Raw genomic sequence first — 13,461 nt, 5'->3', positions numbered from 1 at the left:
CTAATCGTTGTTGCGGTATTCGTCGAGCTGGCGCGGGCCGAACGCGTCGGGCAGCACCTCGTCGATGGTGCGGATCCCCGACACGGTCTCCAGCAGCATCCCCTCAGCCGAGTGCTCGTAGAGCAACTGGCGGCAGCGGCCGCACGGCATGAGGGTGTCGCCGTCGCCGTTCACGCACGTGAAGGCGACGAGTTTGCCACCGCCGGTCATCGCCAGCGACGAGACCAGCCCGCACTCGGCGCACAGGGTCACGCCGTAGCTGGCGTTCTCCACGTTGCAGCCGCTGACGATGCGACCGTCGTCCACCAGGGCGGCGGCGCCGACGGGGAACTTCGAGTACGGGACGTACGCGTGTTCCTTCGCCGCGTTCGCCGCGTCGCGCAAGGCGGCCCAGTCGATCCCGGTCATCGTGTCTCCGGTCATGACTTGATGTAGGGCTTGCCGTCGGCGGCGGGCGCGCGCGACATCCCGACCAGGCCGGCGACGGCGAAGATCGTGACGACGTACGGCAGCATGAGCATGAACTCGCTCGGGACCGGCGAGCCGATGATGCCGAGCACGTTCTGCAGGTTCGAGGCGAAGCCGAACAGCAGCGCGGCGAGCGTGGCCCGGATCGGGTCCCAGCGTCCGAAGATCACGGCGGCGAGGGCGATGAAGCCCTGACCGGCCGTCATCTCCTTGGAGAAGGCGCCGACCGAGCCGAGCGTGAAATATGCGCCGCCGAGGCCGGCCACCGCACCCGCGAGCGAGACATTCCAGAAGCGGGTGCTGTTCACCTTGATGCCCACGGTGTCCGCGGCCTCCGGGTGCTCGCCGACCGAGCGGAGGCGCAGGCCCCAGCGGGTCTTGAACAGCCCGAACCAGACCACGAAGATCGCGATGTACATCAGGTACTCGATGATCGTCTGGTTGAAGAGCACCTTGCCGAGGATCGGGATGTCGCTCAGGATCGGAATCGGCCAGTCGGGCAGGCGCGGCGGGTGGTTGAGCACGGTCGGGTCTGCGGCGAGTACCTTCGAGTACAGGAAGCTCGTGAGACCGGTGACGAGCACGTTGAGCACGACGCCGACGATCACCTGGTCGACCAGGTACTTGATCGCGAACGCGGCGAGCACGAAGGACACGAGGACGCCCGCGACCATCGCGGCGAGCAGGCCGACCACCCAGCTCCCGGTGAGCGTCGCGGTCATGGCCGAGACGAAGGCGCCGGCGAGCAGCTGACCCTCGATGGCGACGTTGACGACGCCGCCGCGCTCGGAGATCACGCCGCCGAGGGCGCCGAAGACGAGAGGGACGGAGAGGCTGATCGTGCCCAGCAGCAGGCCGGTCACGGGCACGGGCAGTTCGCCCGACCCGGCCCAGGCGAGGAAGCCGAACATGAACACGAGCGCGAACACGACGACCAGCCAGATCGGCGTCTTGCGCGCGTTCCAGGAGAGCCACGCGCTGAATCCGGTGACGATCGCCAGCAGGACGATCACGACGACGGTGGTCGAGAAGGTGTCGACCACCAGATTCGGCAGCTTGATCGCGTCGGACGACTCGGAGAACCGGAAGGTGCTCGCGCCGTGACGGGAGAAGCCGAGGAACAGGACCAGGCTGATGACCACGAACACCGCGAAGGCGATGGGCGCCTTCCAGGAGCGGATCTCGGCCTTCTCCAGCACGATGGGCGAGGAGTCGGGGACGACGGGGGCCGTGGTGGTCACTTGGCCGCCACCTCCTTCGTGACGATCGGACGCTGTCTCCGGGGCGTGCTGCCCGGCGTCGGGAGGCGGAAGATCGCGCGCACCAGCGGCGGCGCGGCGACGAAGAGGACGATGAGCGACTGCACCACGAGCACGATGTCGATCGGGATGTCGTTCGCGGCCTGGATGGTGTATCCACCGGCCTTGAGAGCGCCGAAGAGGAGGCCCGCGACGAAGACGCCCCACGGCCGCGACCGGCCGAGCAGCGCGACGGTGATCGCGTCGAAGCCGATGCCCGCGTCGACGCCCGAGCTGATGCCCTGCGGGAAGACGCCGAGCGCCTGGCTGGCGCCGGCGATGCCGACAAGTCCACCGGCGATGAGCATCGCGTAGAGGTAGACGTTCTTGACGTTGATGCCGGCGACGCGGGCCGCGTTCGGGTTCTCGCCGACCGCCCGGAAGCGGAAGCCGAGGCTCGATCGGTTGATCAGCCACCAGACGAAGACCGTCGCGGCGATGACGACCACGAAGGCCCAGGTCAGGTTGTACTGCTCGCCGAACAGCGGCGGGAACACCGCGTTGGCGTGGATCGGCGGAGCCTTCGGGTTGTTGGAGCCGGGCGCCTGCAGGAGGCCCTGGGTGCGCAGCATGTATGCGATGAGGTAGAAGGCGATGTAGTTGAGCATGATCGTGACGATCACCTCGTGCGCACCGGTCCGCGCCTTCAGGACGCCGACGATGCCGGCCCAGATCGCGCCGCCCGCGATGCCCGCGACGACCGCGAGCACCAGGTGGATGACCGGCGGCAGGTTCCAGGAGAAGCCCACCCAGGCCGAGGCTGCGGCGGCGATGAGGATCTGCCCCTGACCGCCGATGTTGAACAGGCCGACGCGGAACGCGAGGGCCACGCCGAGGCCGCTGACGATGAGCGGCGTGGCGAACGTCAAGGTCTCGGTGAGCGGGCGGATGCCCGCCGCGAACGTCGGACGGCGGAAGTTGTAGATCGCGCCCTGGAACATCGACACGTAGGCGCTCGAGACCGAGTCCCAGATCGCCTTGAAGGTGTCTCCCGGGCGGGCGAAGAAGTACCCGGCGGCCTTCTGCACCTCGGGGTCGGTCGCGGCGATCAGGATCGCACCGACGATCAGCGCCAGCACGACGGCCAGGATCGAGATGATCACCGGGCCGCCCATGATGTCGCGGACCGCCTTGTTCCAGCGGTCGTCGTTCTCCGCCTTGCCGGCGGGCTGACCCGGCTGTGCGGGCGCCACGGGCCGGCTGGGGGTGGGGGTCCCCGTCATGCTGCTGCTCCTGCCTGCTCCGGCGACTCGCCGGCCATCATGAGGCCGAGGACGTCGCGCGACGTGTCCCCCGGCACGATTCCAACGATCCCGCCGCGGTACATCACCGCGATGCGGTCGGCCAGCGCCGCGACCTCGTCCAGCTCGGTCGAGACCACGATGACCGGGACTCCCGAGTCGCGGGTCTCGACGATGCGCTTGTGCACGAACTCGATCGAGCCCACGTCGAGACCGCGGGTCGGCTGCGCCGCGACGAAGAGCCGCAGCTCGCGGCTCAGCTCACGGGCCAGGACGACCTTCTGCGCGTTGCCGCCGGAGAGGCGGCCGACGGCGGTGTCGATGGACTGGGTGCGCACGTCGAACTCGCGCACCTTCTCCTCGGCGAACTGCTTGAGATACGAGAACTGGATGTTGCCGGCCTTGACGAACGGCTCCCCGGTCGAGCGGTCCAGCATCAGGTTCTCCTGGATGGTGAACTCGCCGACGAGGCCGTCCTCGTTGCGGTCCTCGGGGACGAACCCGACGCCGGCGTCGAGCACCTTGCGCGGGCTGTAACTCTGGATCTCGGCGCCGTCGAGCACGATCGTGCCCTCCACGCGCGGCTGCAGACCCAGGATCGCCTCGGTGAGCTCGGTCTGGCCGTTGCCCTGCACTCCCGCGATCGCGAGGATCTCCCCCGCGCGGACCTCGAAGTTCACGCGGTTGACGACCAGCTGGCCGATCGGGTCGATCACCGAGAGGTCGCGGACGACGAGCGCCGCGTCGCCGGGGGTGGCCGGGTCCTTGTGGACGGTGAGGGAGACGGCGCGGCCGACCATCATCGACGCCATCTCGGCGTTCGTCGCGGTCGGCTCCGCCTCGCCGACGACCTTGCCGAGGCGGATGACCGTGATGCGGTCGGCGACCTCGCGTACCTCCCGCAGCTTGTGGGTGATGAAGATGATCGCGGTGCCCTGCTCCTTGAGCTGGCGCATGATGCCCATCAGCTCGTCGGTCTCCTGTGGCGTCAGCACGGCCGTGGGCTCGTCGAAGACGAGCACCTTCGCGTTCTGCGACAAAGCCTTGATGATCTCGACGCGCTGCTGGACGCCGACGGGGAGGTCCTCCACCAGGGCGTCCGGGTCGACGTCGAAGCCGAACCGGGCCGAGATCTCGCGCACCTTCGCGCGGGCCGCGGCGAGGTCGAGGCGACCGCCGAACTTCGTCTGCTCGTGGCCGAGCATGACGTTCTCGGCGACGGTGAAGACGGGGATGAGCATGAAGTGCTGGTGCACCATGCCGATGCCGGCCTTCATGGCGTCGCCGGGGCCGGCGAAGTGCTGGACCACATCGTCCAGCAGGATCTCGCCTTCCTCGGCCTGGTAGAGGCCGTAGAGCACGTTCATCAGGGTGGACTTGCCTGCGCCGTTCTCGCCGAGCAGGCAGTGGATCTCGCCGGGTTCGACCGTGAGGTCGATGTGGTCGTTCGCGACCAGGGCACCGAACCGTTTGGTGATGCCGCGGAGTTCGAGCTTCATTCGGGTGGGTTCCTTCTCTCCTCGCCCGTGGTGAGCACAGAGACACGTGAAAGGTGGCGCGCGACGACGCTGGTGGCCTCGTCGCGCGAGATCAATCTACCTTCTGCGCATATGTCAGTCTCTGCTCAGATGAGCATCCCGACACATGCGTGACAACGGCAGACGGGGAGGCCAGCCATGCTGACCTCCCCGTCGAGTGTTGTCCGTCGTTACTGCTTGGGCGACGAAGGGGAGGTGACCTTGATCGAGCCGTCGATGATGCCGGCCTTGATCTTGTCGAGCTCGCCCTGCAGGCCCGAGTCCACCTTCGAGGCGAAGTCGTGGAACGGGGCGATGCCGACGCCGTCGTTCTTCAGCGTGCCGACGTACGGCGTGCTGTCGAACTTGCCGCCCGCCGCCTGCTTGACGACGTCGTTGGTGGCGGGCTTCATGCCCTTCATGACCGAGGTGAGGAGGAGGTCCTTCACACTCGGGTCCGACTCGTAGACGTCGGCGTCGACGCCGACCATGGCGATCGACTTGCCGGAGTCCTTGATCGCCTGCGCGGCCGACTGGTAGATCGGGCCGCCGACCGGCATGATCACGTCGGCGTTCTGGTCGATGATGCCCTGCGCCGTGTTCTTCGCGGTCTCGTTGGCGTCGAAGCCGCCGGTGAACGAGCCGTTCTGCGCGTCGACGTCCCAGCCGACGACCTTGACCGACTTGCCCTTCTGGTCGTTGAAGTACTTCACGCCGTCCGCGAAGCCGTCCATGAAGATGGTGACGGTCGGGATCTGCATGCCGCCGAAGGTGCCGACGATGCCGGTCTTCGAGTAGCTCGCGGCCGCGTAGCCGGCGAGGAACGCCGCCTGCGCGGTGTCGAAGATGATCGGCTTGACGTTCTTGGCCTGGATCGAGTTGTCGTCGATGATGGCGAAGTCGACGTCGGGGTTCGACGCGGCGGCCTTCTTGGTGGCGTCGGCGAGCAGGAAGCCGACGGTCACGACGAGGTTGCAGTTCGCGTCGACCATGCTCTGGATGTTCGGAGCGAAGTCGTTCTCGCTCTTCGACTCGGCCGACTTCGGGGTCACGTTCAGCGACTTGGCCGCCTCGGTGAGACCCTCGTACCCGAGCTGGTTGAACGAGTGGTCGTCGAACCCGCCCGAGTCGGAGACCATGCAGGGCAGGAAGTCGCTCTTCGCGGCGCCGGTCGACGAGCTGTCGGACGGTGCAGCGGAACACGCGGCGAGCAGCGCGATGACGCCGGTCGCCGCAAGACCGACGAGGCCGGCCTTACGAGCTGTGATTGTCAAGGTTGTCCTCCAAGATGCGTGACCGGCGTGGGTGCTCGCCGGCCAGGGTATGCATTGACGTTACCGAATGTGACAGACCGCTCCGTCCGAAAATCCGGCTTCTTCATGCAAGCGTTACAAACGCGCGCGCGGTTGGCGACTGCTCATTTGAGCAGTCACCAACCGCGCGTCGAACGGACTCCTTACATCCACCCGCGCTTCTTGAACAGCACGTACAGCAGCGTGCTCAGCCCGAGCATCGCCAGGATGGCGAGCGGGTAGCCCAGCGTCCAGCTCAGTTCGGGCATGTGCTCGAAGTTCATGCCGTAGACGCCGGCGATGAGGGACGGGGCGAAGAGGATGGCCGCCCAGGAGGAGATCTTCTTGACCTGCTCGCCCTGCTCGTGGGTGGAGAGGGCGAGGCGGGTCATCTCCTCGTTCTGGCGTTCGGAGACGAGAGTGGAGTTCACCGTGAGGATGTCTCGCAGCAGGTAGCGGAAGCCGTCGACGCGCTCGTTCACCTGGGTGAGGTGGTCCGCCACGTCGCGGAGGCGGCGTTCGAGCTCCTGGGTGACGCCGTACTTGGCGCTGCCGCGTTCGAGAGCGACCATCACCGCGGAGAGCGGATGGGTGGCGCGCTGGAAGTCGATGACCTCCCGCGACAGCTCGTAGATGCGTCGGGAGACGAGGGCGTCCCCGCCGAACACCTGGGTCTCGATCTCGTCGATGTCGTTGGCGAGACCCGCGACGACCGGGCTGTACGCGTCCACGACGGCGTCGATGATCGCGTAGAGCACCGCCTGAGGCCCGAGGGCCAGGAGGTCGGGCTCGGCCTCCATGCGGTGGCGCACGGTGGAGAGGTCGGGAGACTCGCTGTGGCGGACGGTGATCACGAAGTTCGGGCCGACGAAGAGGTGCAGCTCACCGAAGTCGACCTCCTCGGGAACGTCGAGGTAGTTCGCCGCCTTGAGCACGACGAACAACACGGTGTCGTAGCGCTCCAGCTTGGGCCGCTGGTGGGCGACGATCGCATCCTCGATCGCCAGGGGGTGGAGGTTGAACTCCTCCGCGAGCGACATCAGCTCGCGCTCGCTCGGCCGGTAGAGCCCGATCCACGCGACGCCCCCGGGCGTGCTGTCGAGCGCGTGGTAGGTCTCGGCGAGCGTGGTCGGCGAGGCGACGCGGACGCCATCGCGGTAGACCGCGCTGTCCACCATGCTGTTGCGCGACCGGACGCCCGCCTCCACAGGCTCGGCGGAGACGACGGCACTGGGAGGGTCGGTCCTCCGCGACCGGGACACGAAAGGCATCGGAATGCCGCGTCGGTTGATGTTCGCCATCGTTCACCTCCAGGGAGCGTGCGGAAGGGTGGACGGCCGCCGCGAGCGGCCACCTAACTGTACGCGCGCTGCCTGCCGACCGGCTGGACGCCGCTCCCCTCCGGCTCTGCGCAGGCGTTCAGGATGACCCGCTCGTAGTGCCCGATCAGCTCCCCGCACAGCACGTCCCACCCGCGGCCGAGGACGGCACGGCGGCCGGCCTCCCCCATGCGCAACCGCAGCCCGGTGTCGCTCACGATCATGGAGACCGCTGCCCGGAGCGCCCGCTCGTCGCCGGGCGGGAACAGGAGGCCGTCGACGCCGTGCTCGACGAGGTCGACCGGACCGCCGGCGCGCGGCGCGACGACGGGCAGCCCGGAGGCGTGCGCCTCCTGCACCGTCTGGCCGAACGTCTCTTCGGAGCCGGTGTGCACGAACACGTCGAACGCGGCGTAGGCGGCGGCGAGCTCCTCGCCCCCGAGGCGCCCGAGCCAGGTGACGGGAACACCGCGCAGCTCGCGTTCGACAGCCTCACGGGCCGGTCCGTATCCGACGATGGCGACAGACAGGCCGGGGACGCCGCGCAGGGTGCGCAGGCGTTCGACCTGCTTCTCCGGCGCGATGCGTCCGACGTAGCCGACGACCACCTCGCCGTCGGGCGACAGGCGCTCGCGCAGAGCGGCCGCCGCCTTCGTCCGCCGCTTGTTCGGGTGGTAGCGCTCGAGGTCCACACCGCGACCCCAGCGCCCGATGCGCGAAACACCGGCCTCCCGGAGGTCGTATTCGGAGGCCGCGGACGGCGCGAGCGTGAGATCCGCTCCCTCATGCACCCAGCGCACGTACTTCCAGGCGATCGCCGACGTCAGGCCGAGCCCGTTGCGGCGTGCGAAGCCGGCGACATCCGTCTGGTAGATCGCGACCGACGGGACGCCCAGGCGGTTGGCGGCAGCGATGGCCTGCGCGCCCAAGAAGAAGGGAGAGGCCGCGTGCAGCACGTCGGGCGCGAAGCGGGCGAGGATGCGCTGCACCTGCGGGCTCGGCAGCCCGACCGGGAACTGCCGGTACGCGATCGACGGGACCTGGTGGATCCGGAACCCGGCGTACTCGGCCGGCGCCCCCGCGTCCGGGCAGATGACGATCGCCTCGTGTCCCGCCTCCGCGAGATGGTCCAGCACGCGGAGCACGCTGTTGGTGACCCCGTTGACCGTGGGGAGGAAGCTCTCGCTGACGACGGCTACCCGCATGGCCTTCACGGTAGGCGGCGAGGGTGGCCCCACCATTGCCCACCCGTGAACGGCGGATGTCCAGCACCGATCGGTATCCTGTCCACCATGACCCGCAGCACCCCGCTCGACCGCTTCTACAGCGTGATCCCCGCCGGCGGCGTGGGGTCCCGGCTGTGGCCGCTTTCGCGCGCCGACGCGCCCAAATTCCTGCACGACCTGACCGGATCGGGGCAGACGCTGCTGCGCGACACCTGGGACCGGCTGACCCCGCTCTCCGGCGACCAGCGGATCATGGTCGTCACCGGTCGCGCCCACCGCGCCGCCGTGGAGGCCCAGCTGCCCGATCTGGCCGACGCGAACGTCGTCCTCGAGAGCGAAGGCCGCGACTCGACCGCCGCCATCGGCCTCGCCGCTGCGATCCTCGAACGCCGCGAGCCCGGCGTCATCATCGGCTCCTTCGCCGCCGACCACGTCATCCGCGACCAGACGCGGTTCCGGCAGGCGGTCCGGGAGGCCGTCCACGCGGCGGCCGCCGGGTACATCACGACCATCGGCATCCAGCCGCTCGAGCCCGCCGTCGGCTTCGGCTACATCCACTGCGCCGCGGATCCGGCCGGGATCGACGGGGCTCCCTCCGCCCATCTGGTGGACTCCTTCGTCGAGAAGCCCGACCTGCCGACCGCCGAGCGGTACGTCGCGTCCGGCTCCTACCTCTGGAACGCGGGCATGTTCATCGCGCGCGCCGACCTGCTGCTCGAGGAGATCGGGCGCACCAAGCCGGAGCTCCTCGCCGGTCTGCTCGCACTCGCCGCCGCCTGGGACGACCCGGCGACCCGCGGCCCCGCGGTCGACCGCATCTGGCCCGGCCTCGAGAAGATCGCGATCGACTACACCGTCGCCGAACCCGCCGCCGCCGCCGGCCGTCTGGCCGTCATCCCCGGCTACTTCGACTGGGACGATGTCGGCGATTTCGCCTCCCTCGCCAAGCTGAACTCGGGCGGACGCAAGTCCGACCTCGCCATCCTCGGCGAGAACGCGCGGGTCTTGGCCGACTCGTCGAGCGGCATCGTGGTGAGCCAGAGCAAGCGGGTCATCAGCCTGATCGGGGTGAAGGACATCGTCGTGGTCGACACCCCCGATGCCCTCCTGGTCACGACCAGCGAGCACGCCCAGCGGGTGAAGTCGGTCGTCGACGCCCTCAAGGTCACCGGCTCGACGGACGTCCTCTAGGCCGGTCGGCCGCTAGTCGACGACGGACGGGCCGCTCTGCACCTCTCCTGCGATGCGCGAGATCTCCGCGTCGTCGAGCTGGATGCCGGCGTCGCTCAGCCGCTGGCGCAGCAGCTTCTCGCTGTCCTCCCGCGGCCGCAGCTGCATGTCCGCACGTACCTGGTCGATGATCCCGGCGACCTTGGCATCGGCACCGGCTTCGTTGCTCCCGTCCATGACGGGTTCGTCCTGACTCATGCGGTGGAACGTACGCCGCGGAGGGGCCCGCACAAGGGATGCACAGCGCTCTCACGGACTCGGAACGTCCACCAACGATTATCTCGACGTCGAGATAACTGAGGTCACCCTAAGCAGCGGCGGGAAGGGCCGCGGCATAGACTGGACAGCGCGCTCAGCGCGCCTCACTCAGCTCCACGCAACCAGGGAGGGTTGTTCGTGCCAGACCAAGCGGCAGGGACTCTGCAGCCGACGAAGAACCGGCCGGGCGGCACGCTGTACCGCGGCCGCGAGGGCATGTGGTCGTGGGTGCTTCACCGCATCACCGGCGTCGCCATCTTCTTCTTCCTTCTCGTGCACATCCTCGACACCTCGCTCATCCGGGTCAGCCCGGAGGCGTACAACGCGGTGATCGGGACGTACAAGAACCCCATCATGGGACTCGGCGAGATCGCCCTCGTGGCGGCCATCGTCTTCCACGCCTTCAACGGCATCCGGGTCATCCTGATCGACTTCTGGAGCAAGGGCGTCAAGTACCAGCGCGCGATGTTCTGGATCGTGATCGCCCTCTGGGTCGTGCTGATGGCCGGCTTCATCCCGGTGCAGCTCATCCACATCTTCGCGGAGGTGAACTGACGTGACGACCATCGAAGCACCCCGCTCCCCCGCCCGTCCGGCACGCAAGGGCGTCAACTGGGAGAAATGGGGCTGGATCTACATGCGGCTCTCGGGTCTCGTGCTGATCGTCCTGATCTTCGGGCACCTCCTGGTGAACATCGTGCTCGGCGACGGCGTCAAGCAGATCGACTTCGCCTTCGTCGCCGGCAAGTACGCCACCCCGTTCTGGCAGGTCTGGGACCTGCTCATGCTCTGGCTCGCCATGATCCACGGCGGCAACGGCATGCGCACCCTCGTCAACGACTACGCGCACAACAAGACGGTGAACCGCATCCTCCGCTGGGCGATCCTCGCCGCGGTGGTCGTGATGGTCGTGCTCGGCACCCTCGTGATCTTCACCTTCGACCCCTGCCCGGTGGGCGCCGCAGCGGACCAGCTGCCGTCCTTCTGCCCGGTCAAGTAACGGAAAAACCCACCAGTGACTACGACTGATTCTGAATCGACCGTCATCGACGGCGTCCACTACCACGAGTTCGACATCGTCATCGTCGGCGCCGGCGGCGCCGGGATGCGCGCGGCCATCGAGGCCGGCCCGCACGCGAAGACGGCCGTGATCTCGAAGCTCTACCCCACCCGCTCCCACACCGGCGCGGCGCAGGGCGGCATGGCCGCGGCGCTCGCCAACGTCGAGGAGGACAGCTGGGAGTGGCACACCTTCGACACCGTCAAGGGCGGCGACTACCTCGTCGACCAGGACGCGGCCGAGATCCTCGCCAAGGAGGCCATCGACGCGGTCATCGACCTCGAGAACATGGGCCTGCCGTTCAACCGCACGCCCGAGGGCAAGATCGATCAGCGCCGTTTCGGCGGGCACACCCGTGACCACGGCAAGGCGCCGGTCCGCCGGGCCTGCTACGCGGCCGACCGCACGGGCCACATGATCCTGCAGACGCTGTTCCAGAACTGCGTCAAGCTCGGCATCAACTTCTTCAACGAGTTCTACGTCCTCGACGTGATCATGAACGAGGTGGACGGCGTCGACCAGCCCGCGGGCGTCGTGGCCTACGAGCTCTCGACCGGGGAGCTGCACGTCTTCCACTCGAAGGCGATCATCTTCGCGACCGGCGGCTTCGGCAAGATCTTCAAGACGACGTCCAACGCCCACACCCTCACCGGTGACGGCGTCGGCATCATCTGGCGCAAGAAGCTGCCGCTGGAGGACATGGAGTTCTTCCAGTTCCACCCGACCGGTCTGGCCGGCCTGGGCATCCTCCTCACCGAGGGAGCCCGTGGCGAGGGCGCCATCCTCCGCAACGCGTCCGGCGAGCGGTTCATGGAGCGCTACGCCCCGACCATCAAGGACCTGGCTCCGCGCGACATCGTCGCCCGCTGCATGGTCCAGGAGGTCGCCGAGGGCCGTGGCGCCGGACCGCACAAGGACTATGTGCTGCTCGACTGCACGCATCTGGGCGCCGAGGTGCTGGAGACCAAGCTCCCCGACATCACCGAGTTCGCCCGCACCTACCTCGGCGTCGATCCCGTCGTGGAGCCCGTGCCGGTCATGCCGACCGCGCACTATGCGATGGGCGGGATCCCGACGAACAACAACGCCGAGGTGCTGCGCGACAACACCACGGTCGTCCCCGGACTCTACGCCGCGGGCGAGTGCGCCTGCGTGTCGGTCCACGGGTCGAACCGCCTGGGCACCAACTCGCTGCTCGACATCAACGTCTTCGGCAAGCGCGCGGGCACCAACGCCGTCGAGTACGTCAAGACCGCGACCGCCGTGCCGCTACCCGCCTACCCGGCGGCGTTCGTCCGCGGCATGCTCGACGATCTGCGCGGCGGCACCGGCACCGAGCGGATCGCCGCGATCCGCAAGGAGCTGCAGGACGAGATGGACAAGAACGCCCAGGTGTTCCGCACCGACGAGTCGCTCGAGAAGGTGACCGGCACCATCCACCGGCTCCGCGAGCGGTACAAGAACGTGGTCGTGCAGGACAAGGGCAAGCGCTTCAACACCGACCTGCTGGAGGCCGTCGAGCTCGGCTTCCTGCTCGACCTGGCCGAGGTGGTCGTCTACTCCGCACGCAACCGCAAGGAGTCGCGCGGCGGCCACATGCGCGACGACTACCCGAAGCGCGACGACGAGAACTACATGAAGCACACGATGGCCTACCTGACCGGCGACCCGCACTCCGCCGACGCGGCGGACCACATCACGCTCGACTGGAAGCCTGTCGTCGTGACGCGCTACGAGCCCATGGAGAGGAAGTACTGATGTCGAACGCCGTACTGGAGACTCCGCCCGCTCCGGAAGCCCCGATCCAGTCGTTCACCGTGACGCTGATCATCCGTCGCTTCGACCCGGACGTGGACAGCGAGCCGCGCTGGCAGGACTTCGACGTCGAGATGTTCCCGACGGACCGCATCCTCGACGCGCTGCACAAGATCAAGTGGGAGCAGGACGGGTCGCTGACCTTCCGCCGCTCCTGCGCCCACGGCATCTGCGGGTCGGACGCCATGCGCATCAACGGCCGTAACCGGCTCGCCTGCAAGACGCTGATCAAGGACCTGGACATCTCCAAGCCGATCTACGTCGAGGCGATCAAGGGCCTGCCGCTCGAGAAGGACCTCATCGTCGACATGGAGCCGTTCTTCGCGAGCTACCGCGAGGTACAGCCGTTCCTCGTCGCGAACAGCAAGCCGGAGAAGGGCAAGGAGCGCATCCAGTCGGTCGCCGACCGCGCCCGCTTCGACGACACCACGAAGTGCATCCTCTGCGCCGCGTGCACCTCGTCCTGCCCGGTGTTCTGGACCGACGGCCAGTACTTCGGACCGGCCGCGATCGTGAACGCCCACCGGTTCATCTTCGACTCGCGCGACGACAACGCCCAGGTGCGTCTCGACATCCTCAACGACAAGGAGGGCGTCTGGCGCTGCCGCACCACCTTCAACTGCACCGACGCGTGCCCCCGCGGAATCCAGGTCACCCAGGCCATCGCCGAGGTGAAGCAGGCCATCATGCGCGGCAAGCCGTAGCATTCCGGCTACCGAGAGCGCCCTTCCGCTGCA

General features: G+C 68.0%; 13 protein-coding genes. 5 read left to right on the top strand and 8 right to left on the bottom strand.

The annotated features are described in order from the left end of the window. The 7 genes from IT072_RS05735 to IT072_RS05705 all read right to left on the bottom strand — a co-directional run bounded on the left by IT072_RS05735 (window position 1) and on the right by IT072_RS05705 (window position 8,340). Complete coding sequence (locus IT072_RS05735; protein WP_442786788.1) at window positions 1-423, bottom strand: cytidine deaminase; 423 nt, start codon at window positions 421-423, stop codon at window positions 1-3. Then, window positions 420-1,709, bottom strand: coding sequence for an ABC transporter permease (locus IT072_RS05730; protein ID WP_223359994.1), 1,290 nt, complete (start codon window positions 1,707-1,709; stop codon window positions 420-422). The genes IT072_RS05735 and IT072_RS05730 overlap by 4 nt, the downstream gene beginning before the upstream one ends. Further along, window positions 1,706-2,989, bottom strand: a complete 1,284-nt coding sequence (locus IT072_RS05725) for an ABC transporter permease (RefSeq protein ID WP_223359993.1) — start codon at window positions 2,987-2,989, stop codon at window positions 1,706-1,708. The genes IT072_RS05730 and IT072_RS05725 overlap by 4 nt, the downstream gene beginning before the upstream one ends. Next, entirely contained in the window at window positions 2,986-4,506 is a 1,521-nt protein-coding gene (locus tag IT072_RS05720; protein WP_223359992.1) for an ABC transporter ATP-binding protein, read from the bottom strand. Before IT072_RS05720 ends, IT072_RS05725 begins: the two co-directional genes overlap by 4 nt. Before the next feature lie 209 nt (window positions 4,507-4,715). Continuing rightward, window positions 4,716-5,798, bottom strand: a complete 1,083-nt coding sequence (locus tag IT072_RS05715) for a BMP family lipoprotein (protein WP_223359991.1) — start codon at window positions 5,796-5,798, stop codon at window positions 4,716-4,718. A 182-nt stretch (window positions 5,799-5,980) separates the two neighbouring features. Then, the gene (locus tag IT072_RS05710; RefSeq protein WP_223359990.1) at window positions 5,981-7,117 is read right to left on the bottom strand and encodes a magnesium and cobalt transport protein CorA; all 1,137 of its coding nucleotides are present in this window, start codon (window positions 7,115-7,117) and stop codon (window positions 5,981-5,983) included. A gap of 53 nt (window positions 7,118-7,170) precedes the next feature. Then, complete coding sequence (locus IT072_RS05705; protein WP_223359989.1) at window positions 7,171-8,340, bottom strand: glycosyltransferase family 4 protein; 1,170 nt, start codon at window positions 8,338-8,340, stop codon at window positions 7,171-7,173. Between the two features lie 87 nt (window positions 8,341-8,427). Between IT072_RS05705 and IT072_RS05700 the strand changes: the two genes are divergently transcribed. Then, window positions 8,428-9,552: a mannose-1-phosphate guanylyltransferase gene (locus tag IT072_RS05700; protein WP_223359988.1), complete on the top strand. Its 1,125-nt coding sequence runs from the start codon at window positions 8,428-8,430 to the stop codon at window positions 9,550-9,552. A gap of 12 nt (window positions 9,553-9,564) precedes the next feature. On the opposite strand, the gene IT072_RS05695 is transcribed toward IT072_RS05700, so the two are convergent. Then, complete coding sequence (locus tag IT072_RS05695) at window positions 9,565-9,789, bottom strand: hypothetical protein (RefSeq protein ID WP_223359987.1); 225 nt, start codon at window positions 9,787-9,789, stop codon at window positions 9,565-9,567. Between the two features lie 198 nt (window positions 9,790-9,987). Here IT072_RS05695 and sdhC point away from each other — a divergent pair, with 198 nt between their 5' ends. From sdhC to IT072_RS05675, 4 genes are read left to right on the top strand one after another with little or no spacing between them, the layout of a single operon-like run. Continuing rightward, complete coding sequence (gene sdhC, locus IT072_RS05690) at window positions 9,988-10,404, top strand: succinate dehydrogenase, cytochrome b556 subunit (protein ID WP_223359986.1); 417 nt, start codon at window positions 9,988-9,990, stop codon at window positions 10,402-10,404. Between the two features lies 1 nt (window position 10,405). After that, window positions 10,406-10,849: a succinate dehydrogenase hydrophobic membrane anchor subunit gene (locus IT072_RS05685; RefSeq protein ID WP_223359985.1), complete on the top strand. Its 444-nt coding sequence runs from the start codon at window positions 10,406-10,408 to the stop codon at window positions 10,847-10,849. Between the two features lie 15 nt (window positions 10,850-10,864). Further along, complete coding sequence (gene sdhA / locus IT072_RS05680; RefSeq protein ID WP_223359984.1) at window positions 10,865-12,667, top strand: succinate dehydrogenase flavoprotein subunit; 1,803 nt, start codon at window positions 10,865-10,867, stop codon at window positions 12,665-12,667. After that, a complete protein-coding gene (locus tag IT072_RS05675; RefSeq protein ID WP_223359983.1) occupies window positions 12,667-13,428 on the top strand; it encodes a succinate dehydrogenase iron-sulfur subunit in 762 nt (253 codons plus the stop codon). The genes sdhA and IT072_RS05675 overlap by 1 nt, the downstream gene beginning before the upstream one ends. Window positions 13,429-13,461: the final 33 nt, after the last annotated feature.

The organism is Leifsonia sp. ZF2019, from assembly GCF_019924635.1.
GTDB lineage: Bacteria > Actinomycetota > Actinomycetes > Actinomycetales > Microbacteriaceae > Leifsonia.
This window is presented reverse-complemented; position numbering and strand designations above follow the sequence as displayed.